Annotated in this window: 20 protein-coding genes; 16 read left to right on the plus strand and 4 right to left on the minus strand. The window is 31.0% G+C overall.

Features of this window, described 5'->3' with window-relative positions:
- The first annotated feature begins 462 nt into the window (after positions 1-462).
- The 14 genes from AC1DCD_RS01645 (at position 463) to AC1DCD_RS01710 (ending at position 16,271) form a co-directional block, all read left to right on the plus strand.
- Entirely contained in the window at positions 463-1,659 is a 1,197-nt protein-coding gene (locus AC1DCD_RS01645) for a pyridoxal phosphate-dependent aminotransferase (protein WP_464639812.1), read from the plus strand.
- Between the two features lie 104 nt (positions 1,660-1,763).
- Positions 1,764-3,014, plus strand: a complete 1,251-nt coding sequence (locus AC1DCD_RS01650; RefSeq protein ID WP_464639810.1) for an ABC transporter permease — start codon at positions 1,764-1,766, stop codon at positions 3,012-3,014.
- A gap of 366 nt (positions 3,015-3,380) precedes the next feature.
- A complete protein-coding gene (glf, locus tag AC1DCD_RS01655) occupies positions 3,381-4,508 on the plus strand; it encodes a UDP-galactopyranose mutase (protein WP_464639808.1) in 1,128 nt (375 codons plus the stop codon).
- 126 nt (positions 4,509-4,634) lie between these two features.
- Entirely contained in the window at positions 4,635-5,825 is a 1,191-nt protein-coding gene (locus AC1DCD_RS01660) for a glycosyltransferase family protein (RefSeq protein ID WP_464639806.1), read from the plus strand.
- Positions 5,826-6,044: 219 nt separating this feature from the next.
- Positions 6,045-7,127 carry an EpsG family protein gene (locus AC1DCD_RS01665; protein WP_464653027.1) on the plus strand — a complete coding sequence of 361 codons (1,083 nt, stop codon included), beginning with the start codon at positions 6,045-6,047 and terminating at the stop codon, positions 7,125-7,127.
- Positions 7,127-7,999 carry a glycosyltransferase family 2 protein gene (locus tag AC1DCD_RS01670; protein WP_464639802.1) on the plus strand — a complete coding sequence of 291 codons (873 nt, stop codon included), beginning with the start codon at positions 7,127-7,129 and terminating at the stop codon, positions 7,997-7,999. Before AC1DCD_RS01665 ends, AC1DCD_RS01670 begins: the two co-directional genes overlap by 1 nt.
- Positions 8,000-8,195: 196 nt before the next feature.
- Positions 8,196-9,035 (plus strand): glucosamine inositolphosphorylceramide transferase family protein, encoded by an 840-nt coding sequence (locus tag AC1DCD_RS01675; RefSeq protein ID WP_464639800.1) that lies wholly within the window; start codon positions 8,196-8,198, stop codon positions 9,033-9,035.
- Between the two features lie 7 nt (positions 9,036-9,042).
- Complete coding sequence (locus AC1DCD_RS01680) at positions 9,043-10,095, plus strand: glycosyltransferase (protein WP_464639798.1); 1,053 nt, start codon at positions 9,043-9,045, stop codon at positions 10,093-10,095.
- Positions 10,092-11,168: a glycosyltransferase gene (locus AC1DCD_RS01685; protein ID WP_464639796.1), complete on the plus strand. Its 1,077-nt coding sequence runs from the start codon at positions 10,092-10,094 to the stop codon at positions 11,166-11,168. Before AC1DCD_RS01680 ends, AC1DCD_RS01685 begins: the two co-directional genes overlap by 4 nt.
- Positions 11,169-11,176: 8 nt before the next feature.
- The gene (locus tag AC1DCD_RS01690) at positions 11,177-12,310 is read left to right on the plus strand and encodes a glycosyltransferase family 4 protein (RefSeq protein WP_464639794.1); all 1,134 of its coding nucleotides are present in this window, start codon (positions 11,177-11,179) and stop codon (positions 12,308-12,310) included.
- A 21-nt stretch (positions 12,311-12,331) separates the two neighbouring features.
- The gene (locus tag AC1DCD_RS01695; RefSeq protein ID WP_464639792.1) at positions 12,332-12,940 is read left to right on the plus strand and encodes a sugar transferase; all 609 of its coding nucleotides are present in this window, start codon (positions 12,332-12,334) and stop codon (positions 12,938-12,940) included.
- Positions 12,927-14,129, plus strand: a complete 1,203-nt coding sequence (locus AC1DCD_RS01700; RefSeq protein WP_464639790.1) for a type III PLP-dependent enzyme domain-containing protein — start codon at positions 12,927-12,929, stop codon at positions 14,127-14,129. Before AC1DCD_RS01695 ends, AC1DCD_RS01700 begins: the two co-directional genes overlap by 14 nt.
- A 4-nt stretch (positions 14,130-14,133) precedes the next feature.
- Positions 14,134-15,135: an ATP-grasp domain-containing protein gene (locus AC1DCD_RS01705; RefSeq protein ID WP_464639788.1), complete on the plus strand. Its 1,002-nt coding sequence runs from the start codon at positions 14,134-14,136 to the stop codon at positions 15,133-15,135.
- A gap of 59 nt (positions 15,136-15,194) precedes the next feature.
- A complete protein-coding gene (locus tag AC1DCD_RS01710; protein ID WP_464639786.1) occupies positions 15,195-16,271 on the plus strand; it encodes a nucleotidyltransferase domain-containing protein in 1,077 nt (358 codons plus the stop codon).
- Between the two features lie 226 nt (positions 16,272-16,497).
- Here the strand turns inward: AC1DCD_RS01710 and aroB are convergent, their stop codons facing one another.
- The 4 genes from aroB to AC1DCD_RS01730 form a co-directional block, all read right to left on the minus strand.
- Positions 16,498-17,544 (minus strand): 3-dehydroquinate synthase, encoded by a 1,047-nt coding sequence (gene aroB / locus AC1DCD_RS01715; RefSeq protein WP_464639784.1) that lies wholly within the window; start codon positions 17,542-17,544, stop codon positions 16,498-16,500.
- A gap of 79 nt (positions 17,545-17,623) precedes the next feature.
- Entirely contained in the window at positions 17,624-18,037 is a 414-nt protein-coding gene (locus tag AC1DCD_RS01720; protein ID WP_008451081.1) for an RNA-binding S4 domain-containing protein, read from the minus strand.
- Position 18,038: 1 nt separating this feature from the next.
- On the minus strand, positions 18,039-18,611 hold the full coding sequence (pth, locus tag AC1DCD_RS01725; protein WP_019035642.1) for an aminoacyl-tRNA hydrolase: 573 nt from the start codon (positions 18,609-18,611) through the stop codon (positions 18,039-18,041).
- A 39-nt stretch (positions 18,612-18,650) separates the two neighbouring features.
- Positions 18,651-19,241 carry a 50S ribosomal protein L25/general stress protein Ctc gene (locus AC1DCD_RS01730; protein WP_008451095.1) on the minus strand — a complete coding sequence of 197 codons (591 nt, stop codon included), beginning with the start codon at positions 19,239-19,241 and terminating at the stop codon, positions 18,651-18,653.
- A gap of 262 nt (positions 19,242-19,503) precedes the next feature.
- Between AC1DCD_RS01730 and nusB the strand changes: the two genes are divergently transcribed.
- Complete coding sequence (nusB, locus tag AC1DCD_RS01735) at positions 19,504-20,520, plus strand: transcription antitermination factor NusB (protein WP_464639781.1); 1,017 nt, start codon at positions 19,504-19,506, stop codon at positions 20,518-20,520.
- A 58-nt stretch (positions 20,521-20,578) separates the two neighbouring features.
- The gene (gene yajC, locus AC1DCD_RS01740; RefSeq protein ID WP_464639779.1) at positions 20,579-20,902 is read left to right on the plus strand and encodes a preprotein translocase subunit YajC; all 324 of its coding nucleotides are present in this window, start codon (positions 20,579-20,581) and stop codon (positions 20,900-20,902) included.
- The last annotated feature ends 26 nt before the right edge of the window (positions 20,903-20,928 follow it).

Below are 20,928 nucleotides of genomic sequence, written 5' to 3' on the forward strand. Positions count from 1 at the left end.
ATTTTTGAATATAAGCAGACATGTTTTTTTTAATTAAAACATAATTTTTTCTTTTATAAAATGTAGTGTTTTATTGAAGCTAAGATGTAGAATGTTCAAAAAAATCAGGGTTTCATATTAGAAATGATCGTTTGATATTTTAATATTTTATGAGTTTTAAATAAGCGATAAGCGTAATATTAATTTATCATTGTATTATAACTTTTACTATGGTAAGGAATAAGAGTAATTGAAAATATTAATTCTAACTAATGTAGATAGTATGATAATAAGAAAAAGATATGAGTAAAGGTAAATGCTGTTAAGTGTATATTATATAGTAAAAAAAAAATACGTTAAATTTGGAAATATAGTATTAGAATGTTTTTTTTATATATCTTTGCAGGGTAAGAAGAGTAATAAGAAAAATACTTTGCTTTTACTTTAAGATAAACTTAAAAAACAAATTTAAAATTTAAGGCTATGCCAGATATTTCTATACGTGGTAATAAAATACCAGAATCACCTATTCGCAAATTAGCACCTATTGCTAATACTGCACAACAACGTGGTGTGAAGGTTTATCATCTTAATATAGGTCAGCCCGACTTGCCTACTCCTAAATGTGGGTTAGATGCTTTAAAAAATATTAATCGTACATTATTAGAATATTCTCCTTCACAAGGGTGCCTATCTTATCGTGAAAAATTATGTGAGTACTATAAAAAATATGATATCAACTTAACTGCTGATGATATTATTATTACAACAGGAGGGTCTGAGGCTGTGCTGTATTCTTTTATGACATGTTTAAATCCAGGTGATGAGGTTATTCTACCAGAACCATCATATGCTAATTACATGTCTTTTGCTATGCAAGTTGGAGCGAAAATACGTCCTATTTCTACTACTATCGAAAAAGGGTTTGCACTACCTCCAATAGAAAAATTTGAAGAAATAATAAACGAACATACTAAAGCCATTATGATTTGTAATCCTAATAATCCAACAGGGTATCTATATACTAAGGAGGAAATGAAACAAATTAGAGATATAGTGGCTAAGCATAATCTATTTCTGTTCTCTGATGAGGTGTATCGTGAATATACCTATACTGATGAGCCTTATTTCTCTGCTATGAACTTAGAAGGGATAGATAACAATACTATTCTTATAGATTCTGTTTCTAAAAGATACAGCGAGTGTGGTATTCGTATAGGGGCTCTTATAACAAAAAATGAAGAAGTGAGGAAAACGGTTATGAAATTTTGTCAGGCTCGCCTTTCTCCACCCTTAATAGGACAAATTATTGCAGAAGCAAGCCTTAATGCACCAGAAGAATATTATCGTGAAATTTATAAAGAATATGTAGATAGAAGAAATTGTCTAATAGCAGGATTAAATAAAATACCGGGAGTATATTCGCCTATGCCTATGGGAGCATTCTATACAATAGCAAAGCTACCTGTAAAAAATGCAGATGATTTCTGCCGTTGGTGTTTAGAGGAGTTTAACTATAATGGTGAAACTGTTATGATGGCACCTGCCAGTGGCTTCTATTCTACACATAATGCTGGTATTGATCAGGTTAGAATAGCTTATGTTCTGAAGCGCGAAAAATTACAACGTTCTCTAACTATCCTTGAGAAAGCTTTAGAACAATATCCTGGTAGAATATGATAGATAGTAATAATATTTCTAAACAGATGAATGCTTATAAAAGCAAAATTATATAGGCTGAATATGTTTTAGATTATATTTTATGTCATAAAATTATAATATAAATGAACTTTTCTCTTTACGTTGCACGAAAAATTTATACCGGAGGTAGAGGTCTAAATAATAAAGTTTCTAAGCCTGCGATAAGAATAGCCACACTCGGAGTAACTATAGGTTTGTCTGTAATGATTATCTCTGTAAGTGTAGTGTTAGGGTTTAAAAATTCTATCAGAGATAAAGTTGTTGGCTTTGGCAGTCATATTATTGTAACAAATATTTTAAATATAGATGGAGCAGAACAGTATCCTATAGCTATTAATAAAGATTTAACAAGAAGACTCACACAGGTAGATGGTGTAAAAAAAGTAGAGCGATATGCTTATACTGAAGGGGTATTAAAAACAAATTCCGATTTTTTAGGTATTATGCTTAAAGGTGTTGGTCCTGAATATGATCTTTCTTTTATACATGAAAACCTAAAAGAAGGCAATATTCCTAATTTTTCTGATAAAAAAAGCCAAAACAAAATAGTTATATCAGAGACAATAGCTCAAAAACTAAATCTTCACGTGGGGGATAAAGCTTTTGCATATTTCTTAAATCGACAAGGGGTGCGTATGCGTTATTTTAAGATAGCAGGCATTTACGCCACAAATATGAAGCAATTTGATTCACAAATATGTTTTACAGATCTTTATACAACACAAAAACTTAACGGTTGGAAAGATGATCAATATGGTGGGGTAGAATTGCTAATAAAAGATTTTAATAATCTCCATATAGAGTCTAATAAAATATCACATATTGTTAAGGACAGAAGGGATAAATACAATAACACTTATGCTGCTTCTAATATTATTAGTCAGTATCCGCAAATTTTCTCTTGGCTTAATCTTATGGATATGAATGTATGGATTATTTTAGGTCTGATGATAGCAGTAGCTGGTGTAACAATGGTGTCAGGATTATTAATTATTATCCTTGAACGTACACAAATGATTGGTACCATGAAGGCCCTTGGCTGTAGGAATAAGCAAATACGCCATATATTTCTATGGTTTGCTACATTTGTAATCGGAAAAGGTTTACTCTTTGGTAATATTATAGGAGTAGGCATAATATTGTTGCAAAGATATACAGGATTTATAAAACTTGACCCGCAAACCTATTATGTGAATATTATTCCAGTAGAAATAAACATTCTTCTTATCTTAGCTCTTAATATTATTACTATGATAGTATGTGTATTAGTGCTAATTGCTCCAAGCTATTTAGTAAGCAGAATTAATCCTGCCAAATCAATGCAATATGAATAAAATAAGAGAAATATTTGCTTAGTGACTATGTTGTTGCATTATAAATTGTATATAGACATAGAGTTTTTACAATATTTTTACATTGAGTATTAATTATTTTTCCTATCTTTGTACATTATTAAGGCAATGTGTAACTAAAGCATCTGCGAATATAATATCTCAAGAAGGCTAAGCTTTTATATAAAGAATAGGATAAAAACATCTTTAAAATTCTATTATTTATTCTTGTTTTATGTTCTTAAGCGGAGATAAGGTTCACTCTTTTTTTTATAACCAATAATCAGTATAATTTGCTTGATTATAGGGAGAGAGAATAATGTCTCTTTTATAGTGTTTTGTTTTGCATTGCTTGTTTTTAATATAAATATGAAAAAATACGATTATCTCATTGTTGGCTCCGGATTGTTTGGCTCTACTTTTGCATATCTTGCCACAAAAATAGGTAAGAAATGCTTAGTAATAGATAAGCGTGCACATGTGGGAGGGAATCTTTATTGTGAAGAGGTAGAAGGTATAAGTGTTCATAAATATGGTGCACATATATTCCACACAAATAATAAGCGAGTATGGGACTTTGTTAACAGTATAACGGAGTTTAATCGTTATACTAACTCTCCTGTTGCAAATTATAAAGGTAAGCTATATAACTTGCCTTTTAATATGAATACGTTTTACCAGATGTGGGGAGTATTAACACCTACTGCGGCTTGGAAGAAGATAGAAGAACAGAGAGCGGAGGTTGTTGCTGCAATGAAAATAGCAGGAATACAGGAGCCTCGCAATTTAGAGGAGCAAGCTCTTTTATTAGTAGGTAGAGATATTTACGAGAAACTTATAAAGGGCTACACAGAAAAGCAGTGGGGTCGTAAATGTACAGAGCTTCCTGCTTTTATTATCAAACGACTTCCACTTCGTTTTGTTTTTGATAATAATTATTTTAATGATAGCTATCAAGGTGTTCCTAAGGGAGGGTATAACAGGTTAATACAAGGTTTGCTTGCAGGTATAGAAACACGGATAGAAACTAATTTTTTTACTGATCGTACCTTATGGGAAAGTATTGCAGAAAAGATAGTTTTTACAGGAAAGATAGATGAATTTTACAATTACAAATATGGATATTTGGAGTATCGTACAGTAAGTTTTGAGCAGGAAACTCTTGATACGCCTAATTGGCAAGGCAATGCTGTAGTAAATTATACTGAGAAAGAAGTCCCATACACACGCATCATAGAGCATAAGCACTTTGAGCTTTTCGGTAGTGATGTGTATAAATGCCCTAAGACCGTAATTTCAAAAGAATATTCTACAGAGTGGAAGCCTGGCATGGAGCCTTATTATCCAGTAAATGATGATAAAAACGTAGCTTTATATAAGCAGTATAAACAGTTATCTGACAAAGAAGATAAAATTATATTCGGCGGAAGATTAGCTCAATATAAATATTATGATATGGCTCCTATAGTAGAGCAGGTATTAGAAATGTTTAATTGAGGTGTTATGTTACTAAAAAAGATGTAATGCTTTATAGAGAATTTATTTGCAAATAATAATTTTCTAAATATCATTGTTTAATCTTCATTGTAGTATATACTGCATTTTATAAAATAATTATAGTAAATGAAAATAGCGCTATTAACAAGTTTAACACCTACTGCAGAGAATGTTAGAGGGGCTTCTGCTCTGCCTTATCACATGATGATAGAGCGAAAGGAAGATATTGATATAGATATTTATACTTTCAATTATAATGATATCAGTGAAAGCGAGATAGCTGAAGTAGAAAAAACGTTAGGTGTTAGGATTCATATACTATCACAACCAAAGTGGCTGTTTTATGTTTTAAAATATAATTTGCTTATTATAAGATTACTTCTTGCAATGCCAATATACTATTATCTGAAGATACCAAAAGATGTTTTTATATCTATAGATAAAGCTAATTATGATGGTATTTGGATATATGGGCAAGAGCTGTCAAGAGTAGCAAAGCAATTTAAGAAGTATAAGCGAGTACATGTTTTGCCAGATTGTGAATCGTTGTTTTTTTATAGAATGCTGAAGCAACGGTTTGTTATTCATTCCATTCATTTATTTTGGAGAGAGGCTATAATGTATAGGAAGTATATTCGTTTAGAAAAAGCGTATGATAATAGTGATAATATTCAGTATATGCTTGTGGGAAAAGAAGATTTGAAAACCTTAATAAATAACAATACTAAAATAAGAGCTTCCTTTTTCTATCACCCTCACTACGAGTTATACAGCAAAAAAAGCATTTCTTTAAAAAAAGAAAAATTGAGTATTATTATAGCTGGACAATATAATATATATATGAAGCAGGCTTCTGATGAACTGGTAAGCCAACTTTTAAAGCATAAAGAGTTGTCAAGTTACTATACTATAACATTTCTTGGTAGAGGCTGGGAAGAACATGTGAAACATTTAGCCCTAAGTGGCTTTATAACTAATGAGGTGGTTTTTGCTAAAGATTATATAGAAGAGGTTTCTAAACATGATATTCAGATCACTCCTATTTCTATAGGAACAGGAACAAAAGGAAAAGTTTTAGATGCACTCTCTTCAGGATTGCTTGTATTAGGTACACCTTATGCTATGGAAAACATTTTAGTAGACAACGGAAAGTCTTGTTTAGAATATGCTAAAGCAGAAGATGTTATCGAAATATTAAAGGATATTCCTTTAAAAAGAGAATTATATGAACAAATAGCAAAGGCTGGTAGAGAAAATGTTCTGTCGCATCATAGCAGAAGACAAGCAGCTACACTCTTATTTAATAAGTTTAAATAATAGAATATGTTTATTTATATAGTTATATTTGTTATAGTCCTTTTATGGTTGTCATTAGGAGAAAAGGAGGCTTTATCACGAAAAAAAATTATGAAATGGGGGAGGGATACCAGCAAAAATAGTGTAATGCAGTTTTTATTAAATAGATAGCATATAATAGATATAATTATTTTTTGAGTACGAAATATGTTTCCATTTTATCTTGTTTTTATATTAGGTATGATTTATTTTTTGATAGATAAAAAAGGTAAATCAGAAATTTTGCTTGCATTTTTCTTTCTATATTTAGCTTTATTTGTAGGACTAGGAGATATGATAGGTGGGTATGATCGTTATATATATGGAGAAATGTTTGATACAATAGCGGATGAAACGCGAAGTAGTCATAATTATGGACGGTTATTATATTTAGTTAATGGTAAAGAGTTTGGTTATTTTGCTTGGCAGATATTAGTATCTTATGTTACCGCAAATAGATATATATATATATTAATTACGACTTTATTTATTTATTTATTATATTTTATTAGTTTTCGTAGGTACCTTGAGAGATATCCTTTTGCTGTTATTATTTTTCTTGGATTGTTATATTATTTTACAATGACATATTTACGTCAGGTGATAGCAGCGGGAATAGTGTGGATAGCTATACCTTTTATATGGGATAGAAAACCGATAAAGTTTTTTTTATTGGTATTATTAGCATATAGTTTTCATAATAGTGCTATAATATTTAGTATAATGTATTTTATTCCAATACGTAGATACACACCATCTACTATTATAATTTTTATTGTTATTTGTTTTTTATTAGGTCTTACTCCTATACCTCAAATGTTGATGGCAAGTTCTTCTACAAGAGCAAATGAATATGAAAATGAAACACAGGGTTTTAGAATAGAATATGTTTTAGAGGCTGCATTCTTTTTATTTATTATACTGAAAAATTACAACAAAACAGGAAATTCAAAAAAAGAGATAGTATTTACCAATATGAGTTTTGTTTTCTGTGCTTTATTACTACTTTTTATGCGTTTTGGACAAGGTGGACGTATAACTTGGTTTTTCTTTATGGGTATTATTTATACTATTCAATATTTATGTTATGCTAAGAATATACCTTTATGGCTTAAACCTTTTGTTTTAGTTGTATTATTCTTCTTATTTAACAGAATTACTATAGCATGGGCTCCGATGCATGCTCCTTATAAAACTTTTTTAACAAACGGTAAACCTAATGGATATATTTATTATAGTCATGAATATGATGAACGTTATACCGAAAATAAATTTTACCGATAATGTTGATTACTATTTTTACACCTACTTACAATAGGGAAAATTTGTTAGAGCGTTTATATAATAGTCTTTGTAATCAATCTTACTTAGATTTTGAATGGCTTATAGTTGATGATGGCTCTACAGATAATACAGAAGCTGTTATTAGGCAATTAAAATTATCTCATACTTTTAAATTTCCTATAAGATATATAAAAAAAGAAAATGGAGGTAAACATACGGCTATAAACGAAGGCGTTAAGCATGCTATGGGAGAGTTATTTTTTATAGCTGACTCTGATGATGTACTTCCTTCAAGATCTTTAGAAATAGTTGCAAATGAATATAAAAAGGTAAAGTCAAATCCTAAAATAGGTGCAATTGTTGGTTTTGATGAATTTATGGATGGTAAAAAAGTTGCAGAAGGTTCTTTTTTTTCAACATTAAATATCTCTTTTGTGGATTTCTTGTGTAAATATAATTATAAGGGTGATATGAAAGAAGTTTTCAGAACATCTATTTTAAAAGAGATACCATTTCCTGAAATAGAAGGTGAAAAATTTTGTCCAGAAGATTTAGAATGGTTGAGAATTTCTAAAAAATATATTTATCATTATTTTAATAAGATAATATATACTGTAGAGTATCAACCTGATGGATTAACTGCTAATATAATTAAAATTAGAAAAGAAAGTCCAATATTAACAACTTGGTATTATGCATTATATAATACCTTTGACATACCAATTATAAAACGAATGAAAAATGCTATTAATTATTGGAGATTTTATTTCTGTATAACTGATAGATCAAGAATAGTAAAGAATATTGGATTTGTATGGGGTATATTTAAATTATTTGGATACATAATGTATTTGAGAGATAAGAGAGTATAATAATATAAGGAACAAGTTGTTTTATCAAAGAGGAAAACTTATTTCAATTAATATTAACAAGGAGATTATATAATATATAATTATTATGTGTATTAAACAGTATATAAAAACTTTAAGCGCAGAGCGATGGAATATAGGTTTTATTAATACTTCTTTAGATGATATTTTATATAAGAAAGATATACATATAGAATGGATGAAGCATAATATAGAAGAAAGTTGGTTTGCAGATCCGTTTCTTTTAGATGTAACAGATTCTTGTTTTATTGTTTTAGCAGAGGAATTTACAAAACGATTGAACAAAGGACGAATTTCTAAATTGATAATTGATAGGCATACATATAAATTAGAGGAAGTAGAAGTTGTAAAAGAGCTTAATACGCATATGAGCTTTCCTGTAATAATTAGAGAGCCTTGGTTCCTTGAAAGGGAGAAGGTTGACAAAGAAGAAAAGGGTAATTTTGTTTATATTATGCCAGAAAATGGTGAATCAGGAAAACTAAAAATATATAAGTATAATTTTTCCATAAATAAACTAGAAGATGCTTTTACTGTTTTAGAAGAAGATGTTGCAGATGCTGTACCTGTAAAGTTAGGAAAGGATGTTTATATGTTTTGTACTAAAAAGCCTATTGCTAATGGTAACGTTCTTTATGTATATAAATGGGATAAAGGGATGTGTAAATTCATTTTAATAGGTAGTAAAGTTTTTAAGGAAAATGTGGCTCGGATGGCAGGTTGTTTTTTTGTGCATAATAGAAAAATGTATAGACCTACACAAGAATGTAATATTCAATATGGTCATGCTATAACATTACAAGAGATAACATGTAATGGTAAATCATTATGTGAAATATCAGAAATAGATATCAAGAGTTTAGAATTTAAGGAAATAAGAAGGATATATTCTACTAATCCAAAACTTCCTATAGGAATGCATTCTTTTAATACGTATAAAGGATTTATAGTTACAGACGCCTTAGGATTTGATAATATGTGGATAAGAAAAATCTTACATACATTTCATATAAAATAAAATACAGATGGAAATTTACGTAGACCCTCGAGCAGGTTATAAGTATTCCACATGGTTTTTGTGGGGGGCAACTTGTAATATTGGGAAAAGAAATTTAAAATATTCAGTAAATTATTTTAAGGATTTATCATATTCAGATAGAATAGATTATGAACAAGGTGTGCCGATAATAGTAAGAAATAAAAATAAGATATTAAAGATATTTATAGATACAGAAGATAAGGCTACTATTCATACTCAAAGATATGATTGGTGTAATATTTATGCAAAAGTAAATGTAGCTTTTAATGATAATATCAAATATTCAAAGTTAGTGATTATTGGACCTCATTTTGGATTAAGAAATCATAATTTATTATTTACAATATTTTTAGCAATAAAGAGATATATAATAGGACGAAAAGGATCTAGACCATTGAAAGATGTTCTTTTAGATTATTTATACACGTTTATAAGAAGAAGAACTTTACAAGATTACGAAAAAAAATATATATTAAAGGATAATTATATATTTCATGCTTCTACTTTATGGTATAATCAATTTGCAGAAACAGATACTAATATGTATCGCGGAGAATTTTTAAAGGCTTGTAAAAAAGCAGGTATGAAAATAGATGGAGGACTTTTTTATTTAGGTGGCACAGATGTTTTAGCAGAAATGCCAGATTATCCTAAATATTTAACCTTATATAAAAATTTTATTTATAAGAAAAGGATATCCATGGATACTTATATAAAGAAGACTAAAGAAAGTGTGCTTGTTTTTAATACTCCAAGCGTATGTGGATGTCATGGATGGAAATTAGCAGAGTATTTATGTATGGGTAAAGCTATCATTTCTACTCCTTTAACGCGTGAGATGCCTGGTGAAGGGTTGATACATGGTGAGAGTATTCATTTTGTTTATAAACCTGAAGAAATATATGATGCTGTCGTAAAAATAAAGAATGATTCTACTTATAGATTAAAATTAGAAAAAGGAGCTCGAGAATATTACGAAAAATGGTTAGCGCCAAAAGTTGTGATAAAAAGGTTAATAGAATCAGCTTCAGAAATATGAGAATACTTCATGTGATAACATCATTAGAAACAGGAGGGGCAGAAAATCTTATATCAGAGATGGTTCCTTTACTTAAAAGGAAAGGCGTTGAAGTAGATGTTCTTACTTTTATAGGAGGCGAAACTCCTTTTTATAAAAAGCTACGTAAAAATGGTATTAATGTCTATTCTTTAGCAAGAAAAGGTAGTGTGTATAGAGTAGGATTTATATTTAAGATATTTCCTTTTCTGAAAAAATATGATATTATTCATACACATAACACTGCTTGTCAGCTGTTTGTAGCATTAGCTAAGATGATAATACCATGTAAGTGTAAGTTAGTAACAACAGAGCATAGCACAGAAAACCGTAGACGTTCTAAGTGGTGGTTAAAACCATTTGATAAGTGGATGTATAGTAGGTATGAAAAAATAATATCAATATCAGAAATAGCAACAAAGTTGTTAATAGATTATATAGGGTATGATAGTAAGGTTATAACTATACCAAATGGTGTAAATATAGAAAGGTTTCATTCTGCAACACCTAATAAAGAGTATAAAAAGGAAGGAGATGTTATCATATCAATGGTTGCAGGTTTTCGAGTAAGTAAGGATCAAGACACGTTAATAAAAGCTTTACAATATCTGCCAACTAACTATAAGGTATGGTTGTTAGGTGATGGTGTACGTAGAAACGAGATAGATAATCTTATAAGCAAGTTGTCTTTAAGAGAGCGAGTAAGGCTTTTTGGCGTGCGTAGCGATGTACCAGAACTGTTGCAAGCTTCAGATGTTATAGTTATGTCTTCTCGTTATGAGGGCTTATCTTTGGCAAGTATAGAGGGAATGTCTGTGAATAAGCCTTTTATAGCGAGTGATGTTAAGGGATTACATCAAACTACTATAGGGGCTGGTATTCTCTTTCCTTATCAGAATGACAGAAAATTGGCAGAAGAAATATTAAAACTTATGGAAGATAGTCTTTATTATCAGCAAGTAGCAAGAGCCTGTTATAAAAGGGCACAGCTATTTGATATAGATACCACTGTTAATGGATATTTAGAGGTTTATAATAACTTGTTATTGCAATAAATCAGAATATGAAAAAGAAAATAATACGTATAATGACCTCTGATATAAGTCTTGATTCATTTGGAAAGGGGCAGTTGAAATTTTTAAATAAAGAGTTTAATGTTATAGGTGTATCTAACAATACTGGATTGTTAGAAGAGATAGGTGAGCGTGAGGGTATAAGAACTATAGAAGTGCCTATGTGCCGTGAGATTTCATTATTATCCGATATTAAATGCCTATGGAAGTTATATTGTATTTTTAAAAGAGAGAAGCCTGACATTGTCCATGCAAATACTCCAAAAGGAAGTTTATTAGCAATGATAGCTGGTAAAGTTGCTGGGGTAAAGCATCGTATTTATCTTGTAACAGGATTACGTTATGAGGGTGCAAGTGGTATATTTCGTGCTTTATTAATGATGATGGAGCGTGTTACTTGTTATTTTGCAACAAAGGTTATTCCTGAGGGACGAGGAGTTTTAAATACTTTACAGAAAGATAAGATAACGAGTAAGCCTCTGAAAGTAATATTAAATGGTAATATTAATGGCATTGATACGAGTTATTTTTCTAATGAAGCAGTAGGAATTAGCCGTAAGGAAATGAGGCAAAAACTTTGTTTATTACCCAATGATTTTACATTTATATTCATAGGACGGATAGTAAGGGATAAGGGCATTAATGAGCTTATTGCTTGTATGAAAGAGTTAAGAGGTAAATGTAAACTTATTATAGTAGGTTCTTTTGAGTTGAGTAAAGGCACTATTTATAAAGAATACGAGGCTTTTTTTAATGAAAATAAAGACATATTATATGTAGGTTCTCAGAAAGATGTGCGTCCTTATCTTCTTGCTTCAGATGCTTTAGTGTTTCCAAGTTATCGTGAAGGATTTCCTAATGTAGTAATGGAAGCTGGAGCAATGGGGCTACCTTCAATAGTAACAGATATTAATGGTAGTAATGAAATAATAGAAGATGGAGTGAATGGAGTCATAATACCATCAAAGAGTGCTATTGCATTACTTAAAGCTATGAACCTCTTTATACAAAATAAAAATAAGGTGGAGCAGCTTGCTGCTTGCGCTCGTGAGAAAATCTGTAATAGATATGAACGCCGAGATTTATGGAATGCTTTATTAGCTATGTATAAAGAGCTTTTATAAAATAAAAAGATTTTTAGCAAGATGTATCAATATTTTTTTAAACGTCTTTTGGATATAGTCATCTCTTTTATAGCCTTGGTATGTGTTAGCCCTTTATTGTTAGTAGTAACCGTTTGGCTTTATTTTGCAAATAAAGGCTCTGGAGTGTTCTTTTATCAAGAACGTCCAGGTAGAAACAAGAAAATTTTTAGAATAATTAAGTATAAGACAATGACCGATGAATGTGATGAGTCTGGAAAATTATTATCTGATGAGCATCGTATAACTAAAGTAGGAAAGTTTGTACGTTCAACGTCTATAGATGAGTTGCCACAGCTTATCAATGTTTTAAAGGGTGATATGTCTTTAATAGGGCCACGCCCATTATTAGTAAAATATCTACCATTATATTCTGAAGAGCAGATGCGTAGGCATGATGTTAGACCTGGTATTACGGGTTGGGCTCAATGTCATGGTCGTAATGGAATAACTTGGAAAAGAAAGTTTGAATATGACGTATGGTATGTTGATCATGTTTCGTTGAGAACAGATTTAAAAGTTATTTGGTTTACTATAAAGTCGGTACTCAAGCGTGATGGCATATCGCAGGAAGGTCTTGTTACAATGGAAGAATTTAATGGAAGTAATTGAAAAAATGATGACTATAAGCAATTTATCTACACCTTGTTTCATTTTAAAAGAAGAAGAACTTAAAAAAAGTATTTATGGTTTTAAAACAGCTTTAGATACTAAATTTCCAAATAGTATTATAGGTTACTCTGTAAAAACCAATTCCTTACCTTATTGTCTTAAAATAGCTAAAGATAATGGGTGTTATGCAGAAGTAGTTTCTTATCATGAATATCGATTAGCATTAACTTGTGGATTTCCTAAAAACCATATTATATATAATGGTCCGATGAAATCTAAAGATACTTTTCTTGATGTGTTAAAGCATAAAGGTATTGTAAACATAGAATCTTTCAGAGAAATAGAATGGTTAAGGGAATTATCTTGTAATGAGATTTATAAGGTTGGTATAAGACTAAATATAGACATATCTAAAATATCTCCATTAGATGAAAATCATAAAGAAGATGATAGTAGATTTGGATTTTCTGCAGATTCTGCAGATTTTAAGAATGCTATACAACAAATATCTGAATATAGTAATGTTCGCTTAGTGGGTTTGCATATACACCGTACTTCTAAGACTCGTAGTGTAGACTTTTATAAAAACACTTTAACTTATGCCTTATCTGTTATTAATAAATATAATCTAAATATAGAATATATAGACTTAGGAGGAGGATATTTTGGTGAAATGCCAGGTAAGCCTACTTATGCAGACTATGTAGATGCTTTTTATGATGTGTTAAAGCATAGTAGTAACAATTATAAGATTATTGTAGAGCCAGGTAATGCTATTGTAGCATCAGCATTTGACTATGTTTGTACTGTAATAGATGTAAAACACCATAATGATAAAAATGTTGTTACCACTGATGGAACAAGAAATGATGTAGACCCTCTATTTCATAAAACAGATTATTTCAAATCATTTATATATAAAAAAAGTTCTGAAAAATGTCAGTATAAGCAGCTTGTTGGAGGACTAACATGTCTTGAAAACGATAGATTATTTGTATTAGAGAAGGGGGAAAAAACACTATATCCCGGAGATAAAATAGTTTTTAACAGAGTGGGAGCTTATACATTGTGCCTTACACCACTTTTTATTCATTACTTTCCTGTTATATATGTAAAGAGGGGAGATGAGTATTGTGCAGTAAGAGAAGAATGGACAGAAAAAGATTTTATAATGAAATCAAAATATTAAGTATATGGATAATATATTATTTTGTAGTTGTGGACGTCGCGTAAAATTATTGCAAAACTTTCGTAAGTCTATGAAGGAAAGTGGGAAAATTATTGCCACCGACCTTTCACCAGTTGCTCCTGCATTGTTTATGGCTGATAGTAGCTATCTTATGCCACGTATTGATGCACCAGAGTATATAAGTAAGGTTTTTGATATTTGTAACAAGGAAAGTGTTAATGCCATTACTACACTTATAGATCCAGAAATAGAATTGTTATCAAAACATCGTAAAGAGTTTTTACAGAAAGATATTCTTCCTCTTTGCCCAGCAGATTGGACTGCTCATTTATGTTTTGATAAATATGAAATGTTTAAGTATTTATATACTAAAGGAGTACGTACAGTATTAACGTACAATTCTCTTGAAAGTTTTAAAGAGGGGTTAGAAAAAGGTGAAATAAGTTTCCCTGTCTTTATGAAGCCTATTTCTGGTAGTGGCAGTGCTGGGATAGGAAAAGTTAATAATTGGGAAGAAGCAGAAGAAAAGTTTTATGATGGCAAGTTTACTTATATTATTCAGGAATTAATGACAGGTGGCGACTGTGATGCAGATGTTTATGTAGACTGTATTTCTCATGAGCCTGTTGCTATTTTTTCTAAAAAGAAGATAGAAAGTAGGATAGGAGGAGCAAGCAAAACAATATCTTTTAAAGATCATAAATTGTTTGATTTTGTACGAGAAGTATGTTCTGTTTTAGAGCTAAATGGCCCTTGTGATATGGACTTCTTTTATAAAAATGGTGAGTATTATCTGAGTGAGATTAATCCTCGCTTTGGTGGAGCTTATTTGCATGCTTATGGTGCAGGAGTAGACTTCGTGCAGCTAATACTTAATAATATTCATGGAAAGAAGAATAAAAGTATTATAGGAAACTATGAAGAGGACATTATAATGATGATGTATGACGATGTTGTTATAAAAAAGAAATCAGAATTGTTGTCAGAAAACTTCCCCTTGCTTTAAAGATTAATCTTTACTTTTTATATTTTATCTTTTTCTCATTATATTATAATAAATCTGATATGAATTTGTTATATCTACTTTTGCAGAAGAGCTTTGGTTATAGCTCTTTACCCTTTAAGTCATTATCGCATACGGAGTATGTATCTTTAATGTCTTTAGCTCGTAAGCAGACCGTAGATGGAATGGTAGCAGGAGTATTAATAAGAGAAAAGGTATTACTTGATAGAATAGATGCTTTTAAGGTATTTACATTATCTGAACGTATTAGGTTGTTAAACGAAAAAGTATCGAAAGAGCTAACTGCTATAAGTAAGTTGTTATCAGATAATGCTATACCACATCTTATTTTTAAAGGGCAAACAATATCTACATTATATCCTCATAGACAAGAACGCTTGCCTGGTGATATAGATTTTTATGTAGATAAAAAGCATTTTGATAGAGCAAAGACATTGATAAAGGCAGAGTGGGGGGTAAAACTTGACGCTGAAGACTCTAAGCAACACTATAGTTTTACACATAATAATGTGTTGTTTGAGTTACATTATAACATGATGCATTTCTTTTCTTCTGCTAATCAGCAGTATTGGGATAATATTCTTGCTGCAAATAAGCCTGTAATGGTGAAAATATGTAATACAGATATACCTACTTTAGCACCAACGTTAAATCTGCTTTACACGTTTTTACATATGTATCATCACTTGGTAGAGTTAGGAGTGGGATTTCGTCATTTTTGCGATTTGATTTGTCTTCTTCAGCATTACCATAAAGATGTAAACAGAACTTTACTTGATAAGCATCTCACAGAGTTAGGCTTTAGAAAAGCTTTCATTGCTATTGGGTGGATACTTGTAGATAAATTTAATTTGCCTAAAGAAATGTTTCCTATAGAATTAGAAAAGAAAGAACGCAAGTATGTAGAAAGAATATTAAAGATAGTACTTGCTGGAGGCAACTTTGGTAAAGATAATGTCCCTGAAGGTTTTCGCTCAGGAGGTCTTTATTTTATAAGAGCTTTTTTTAGAAAGATAAATCATTACAGGCTATTTTGGAAACTATCAGTAAAGGAAATTAAGGCATCTATTATGTATGGACTTCCTGAAAAAATAAGATTAGGTATAAAACATATATAAAAACATAAAACACAGTTTATTATATAAAGAGTAAAAGAGACTTTTTTAGTAAGAAAAAAGACATATATAATAAAGAAAAATAAATTATTTTTAGCGGAAAAATAACTTAAAAATGATGTGAAAATAATTTATTTTTGTTCTTAAATAGTTTTTATTTGTTTGTTAAAGGGTTGTTGTTTGTATAATAAAAGTTAGTATTAAGTCTACATAATGTTATTATATATGGTTATCCTTCTCTAAAGAAATCTAAGGCTTCTTTTATTTCTTTTTCTGTGGCGGTTTGATTAATACAGATATTACCAATATTGCTTAATAGAGTAATATTTATATCGTTTCCACTGTTTTTTTTATCATGATGCATATAATTTATAATTTCTGTATAATCATCGCATGTTATGTTAAGAGTGCCATAGTTCTGTTGAATGAAAAGAACGGTTTGTCTAAGTTTATCCGTAGGGAATCCTTTTTTATACATGGAGATAAAGAGTTCTGGTATCAATCCATAAGCTACAGCGTATCCATGAAGTATGGGTTTGCGTTTTATAGCCCAACTTTCAAAGGCATGGCCAAATGTATGCCCAAAGTTTAAAGCTTTTCTGATATTTTTCTCTGTTGGGTCTTGTAAGACAATATCTTCTTTTACCTTTATATTTTGAGTGAGCATAGATGAGAGCTTTTTTAGGTTAGGCTTAAAAAGATCAAAATTAACATGTTCTGCCCACATAGTTTCATTACTAATAAGGCTATGTTTTAACATTTCTGCAAATCCACTTAGTATATTTTCATGATCTAAGGTTTTTAACCATTGCGTGTTCAAAACAACAGAAATGGGGTTATTAAATACTCCTATTTCGTTTTTTAATCCCATAAAATTAATTCCTGTTTTCCCTCCAACACTGGCATCTACCATAGCAAGAAGAGTAGTTGGAATGTTTATAAATTTTATACCTCTTTTAAATGTAGATGCAGCAAATCCTCCAAGATCAGTTACCATTCCTCCCCCAAGATTTATTAATACTGAGTGTCGAGTAGCTCCAAGAGTTTGTAAAGAAGTCCAAACATCTATAACAGTATTAATATTTTTATTAATATCCGATGCTTTTATAGTTATAGTTTCTGCTTTTTTTAAGCAATGATAGTCTTTTATTAGTGGTAAACATTTCCTTTTGGTGTTTTCGTCCACTAATATAAAAATCTTGTCATGTTCACATTTTGCTATTATTGTAGCAATGTCTAAAGACAGGTTGTGTGAGGAGATAATGTTTTGAAGCATGTACTATTTTATAAAAACGTATGATGAAATAAAAAAATAATATGACCTTCTAAAAATGTTTTATTGATTATAAGTTTTTTTAATCAAGATCTTCTTCATTATCTAAATCACAATCATCTAAATAGATAAATGCCTCCATTGCGCGTCGTTCTTTCTTAGTAGGACGCCCTGTGCCCCTTGCTCTGTCTACAAAACCACTTATACGACTCATCTCTAAAAGTTCATATTGTTTGGCATCGGTAACATTTTCGTAAACTTCAGGTATAAGTTTAGCTCCTACACGTTGTTCTATGGTTTTAAGCACTTTAAAGGAATAAGTGATGGGAGCTTTCTTAACACTTACCACATCGCCTACTTTTATATTATGGGAAGGCTTCCTGCTTACTCCTGCTACTGTAACACGACCATTTTTGCAAGCATTAGCAGCTAAAGAGCGCGTCTTAAATATTCGTGCAGCCCATAGCCATTTATCTATTCGTGCTATATCGCTCATATTATTTCTTCCCCAGTTTATTATATTCGTTCATAGTAAATCCAAGCCCTGAAAGTACAAAACTTTTTATAATGTCTCCAGCTAAATCGATAGAGGGCTGTAATATTTTCATGTCTTCTTCAGAGTAATGACCTAATACCCAGTCCACTTGTTTCCCTTTAGCATAATCGTTTCCTATGCCCATTCTCAGTCGAGGATAATCCTTACCTATAAGCTGCTCTATATTACCTAAGCCATTATGTCCTCCATTCGATCCACTTCCTTTTAAACGAAAAGCACCAAGTGGCAAGGCAATATCATCGGATATTACTAATAAACGACTTTGATCTATATTCTCCTTATTAAGCCAATAGCGCACAGCATTTCCCGATAAGTTCATAAATGTAGTAGGCTTTAGAAGGATAATCTTTCTACCTTTTAAGGTAAACTCTGCGATAAAACCATAACGTTTATCCTCAAAAACAGCATTGGACGCTTTAGCTAAAGCGTCCAATACCATAAATCCCGTATTATGTCTAGTACCCTCATATTCATTACCAGGGTTACCAAGACCACATATTAAATATTTATCCAATTTGGTTAAACTAATATTTTAGTTTGTTTAAAGATAAAATTATTCAGCGGTAGTTGCAGCAGTACGCGAATTACGTGTAGCCTTAATAGAACAAACTACTACCTCTTTAGAAGTTACTAATTCCAAACCTTCAAAACTTAAATCGCCTACCTTTATAGCTTTACCAAGCTGAAGATTGGTTACATCAATATTTAAAGTTTCTGGCATTTTATTGAAAGGAGCTTTAACATTGATCTTACGAATAGACATATTCAATCGACCACCATCGCGAACACCTTGTGCAAGACCAGAAAGCTTAACAGGAACTCCCATTACGATAGGTTTCTCTTCTGTTACCTCATAGAAGTCTACATGTAAAAGAGCATCTGTAGTTGGGTGAAATTGTAAGTCCTTCATTACAGCCAAGTGTTTTTCACCATCTATTGTTAGCTCTACACCGTATATATTTGGTGTATAAACAAGCTTACGAAGCTCAGACATAGGCGATGAAAAAGAGACTGCTACAGGAAGACCATTTTCTTTCTTTTCACCATAAAGATTACATGGCACTAAGCCTTCCTTACGCATTAAACGTGAAGCTTTTTTCCCAAGGTCGTTACGCTTCTGACCTGACAACTTAATTTCTTTCATAATTGTGTTGTGTTACTCTAAATTAATATGAATGTTAATTCGCCATCACACACTGAGATGCTTGTCGAGAATAGGGATATATTATTAATAACCTTCTCTTGTTCTCAATTTGCAAAAAGCGTTACAAAGGTACGCTTTTTTTAGCAAATAAGATAATTGGCAACTAAAAAAAGCATAAAATAATATCTTTTACTTGTGCAAACGTGGAAAAATTCCTACATTTGCAATCATAAATTATTGAAGAAGCACAATAACTCGCAAGATGATTAACAGAGAATTAATTCGAATAAAGGTTGTTCAGTTAACCTATGGATACTATCAAAATGGTAGTCGTAATATGGATACAGCAGAGAAAGAGTTGTTATTAAGTCTTTCAAAAGCTTATGATTTGTATAATTTTCTTTTAGGCTTGATAGTTGCAGTAACTCAAGAGGAGCGTCGCCGCTTTGATATTTTACAGCGAAAAGCAAAGCGTGAGGAGTTACAAATGCCTTCAGATCGTTTTATTAATAATAAGTTTGCTTTACAGTTAGAAGAGAATAATCAGCTGAATGCTTTTTTATCTAATCAGAGTTATCGTTGGGACGATGATATAGAGCTTGTGCGCAAGATATGTAATGATATAGAGGAGAGCGATGTTTTTAAAGATTACATCTTAAGTGATGATGCTTCTTATGATGCTGATCGTGAGTTGTGGCGTAAGCTTTATCGGCATATTATAGAAAACAATGAGCTAATAGATGCATATTTAGAAGATAAAAGTATTTATTGGAATGACGATAAAGAGATAGTAGATACCTTTGTTGTAAAGACTATTAAGCGTTTTGATCCTGCAAAAGGTGCAGACCAAGAGTTGTTGCCAGAATTTAAAGACGACGAAGATCGCAAGTTTGCTATTGATCTTTTTCGCGCTACCATTATAAATGCAGAGGTTTATCAGGGTTATATGAGTCAGGCGAGCCGTAACTGGGATTTTTCTCGTCTTGCATATATGGACGTTGTTATAATGCAAATAGCAATAGCCGAAATGGTTAATTTTCCTAATATCCCTATTAACGTTTCTATAAATGAGTATGTTAATCTTGCTAAGCTATATAGTACTCCGCGTAGTGGTGGTTATATTAATGGTATGTTAGATAGTATAGCTCGTCATTTAATAGAAGTGGGTAAGCTACTAAAGCCTATGCCTGAATCTCAGCAGCGCAGAAAATATAATAGGGCTATAGAAGCTAAGCGTAGTTTTCGTAGTGTAGCAAGCGAAAAGCATGATGATAACTAATTGTTTTTACGAGAGAATAGTGTAAATTATTAATATTAAGATAACAAATAAATAAATAATGAATACAGAAATTTTATTAGTAGCTCAATCACAAGGTGGTGGTTATTCTATGATTTTTATGATGGTAGCCATCTTTGTAATAATGTATTTCTTTATGATTCGTCCTCAGCAGAAGAAGCAAAAGCAGATTCGTGCTTTTCAGAATGCTTTAAAAGATGGCGACTCTGTAGTTACAGGTGGTGGTATATACGGAACAGTAAAGCGTATAGACCTAACAACAGGTAAAATAGATATAGAAATTGCCAAAGGTGTAGTTATAACAGTAGATAAGAGCTATGTTTTTGCTGATGTTAAAGCATCTCAGGCACAAGCTCAGAAATAAAAAGAGTTATATTACTATCACCTAAT

It is taken from the genome of Prevotella sp. C0209C1 (assembly GCF_056583855.1).

Coding starts and splice junctions, on each gene's coding strand:
- AC1DCD_RS01645 (WP_464639812.1), top strand. CDS start 463: ATGCCAGATATTTCTATACGTGGTAATAAAATACCAGAATCACCTATT.
- AC1DCD_RS01650 (WP_464639810.1), top strand. CDS start 1,764: ATGAACTTTTCTCTTTACGTTGCACGAAAAATTTATACCGGAGGTAGA.
- glf (WP_464639808.1), top strand. CDS start 3,381: ATGAAAAAATACGATTATCTCATTGTTGGCTCCGGATTGTTTGGCTCT.
- AC1DCD_RS01660 (WP_464639806.1), top strand. CDS start 4,635: ATGAAAATAGCGCTATTAACAAGTTTAACACCTACTGCAGAGAATGTT.
- AC1DCD_RS01665 (WP_464653027.1), top strand. CDS start 6,045: ATGATTTATTTTTTGATAGATAAAAAAGGTAAATCAGAAATTTTGCTT.
- AC1DCD_RS01670 (WP_464639802.1), top strand. CDS start 7,127: ATGTTGATTACTATTTTTACACCTACTTACAATAGGGAAAATTTGTTA.
- AC1DCD_RS01675 (WP_464639800.1), top strand. CDS start 8,196: ATGAAGCATAATATAGAAGAAAGTTGGTTTGCAGATCCGTTTCTTTTA.
- AC1DCD_RS01680 (WP_464639798.1), top strand. CDS start 9,043: ATGGAAATTTACGTAGACCCTCGAGCAGGTTATAAGTATTCCACATGG.
- AC1DCD_RS01685 (WP_464639796.1), top strand. CDS start 10,092: ATGAGAATACTTCATGTGATAACATCATTAGAAACAGGAGGGGCAGAA.
- AC1DCD_RS01690 (WP_464639794.1), top strand. CDS start 11,177: ATGAAAAAGAAAATAATACGTATAATGACCTCTGATATAAGTCTTGAT.
- AC1DCD_RS01695 (WP_464639792.1), top strand. CDS start 12,332: ATGTATCAATATTTTTTTAAACGTCTTTTGGATATAGTCATCTCTTTT.
- AC1DCD_RS01700 (WP_464639790.1), top strand. CDS start 12,927: ATGGAAGTAATTGAAAAAATGATGACTATAAGCAATTTATCTACACCT.
- AC1DCD_RS01705 (WP_464639788.1), top strand. CDS start 14,134: ATGGATAATATATTATTTTGTAGTTGTGGACGTCGCGTAAAATTATTG.
- AC1DCD_RS01710 (WP_464639786.1), top strand. CDS start 15,195: ATGAATTTGTTATATCTACTTTTGCAGAAGAGCTTTGGTTATAGCTCT.
- aroB (WP_464639784.1), bottom strand. CDS start 17,544: ATGCTTCAAAACATTATCTCCTCACACAACCTGTCTTTAGACATTGCT.
- AC1DCD_RS01720 (WP_008451081.1), bottom strand. CDS start 18,037: ATGAGCGATATAGCACGAATAGATAAATGGCTATGGGCTGCACGAATA.
- AC1DCD_RS01730 (WP_008451095.1), bottom strand. CDS start 19,241: ATGAAAGAAATTAAGTTGTCAGGTCAGAAGCGTAACGACCTTGGGAAA.
- nusB (WP_464639781.1), top strand. CDS start 19,504: ATGATTAACAGAGAATTAATTCGAATAAAGGTTGTTCAGTTAACCTAT.
- yajC (WP_464639779.1), top strand. CDS start 20,579: ATGAATACAGAAATTTTATTAGTAGCTCAATCACAAGGTGGTGGTTAT.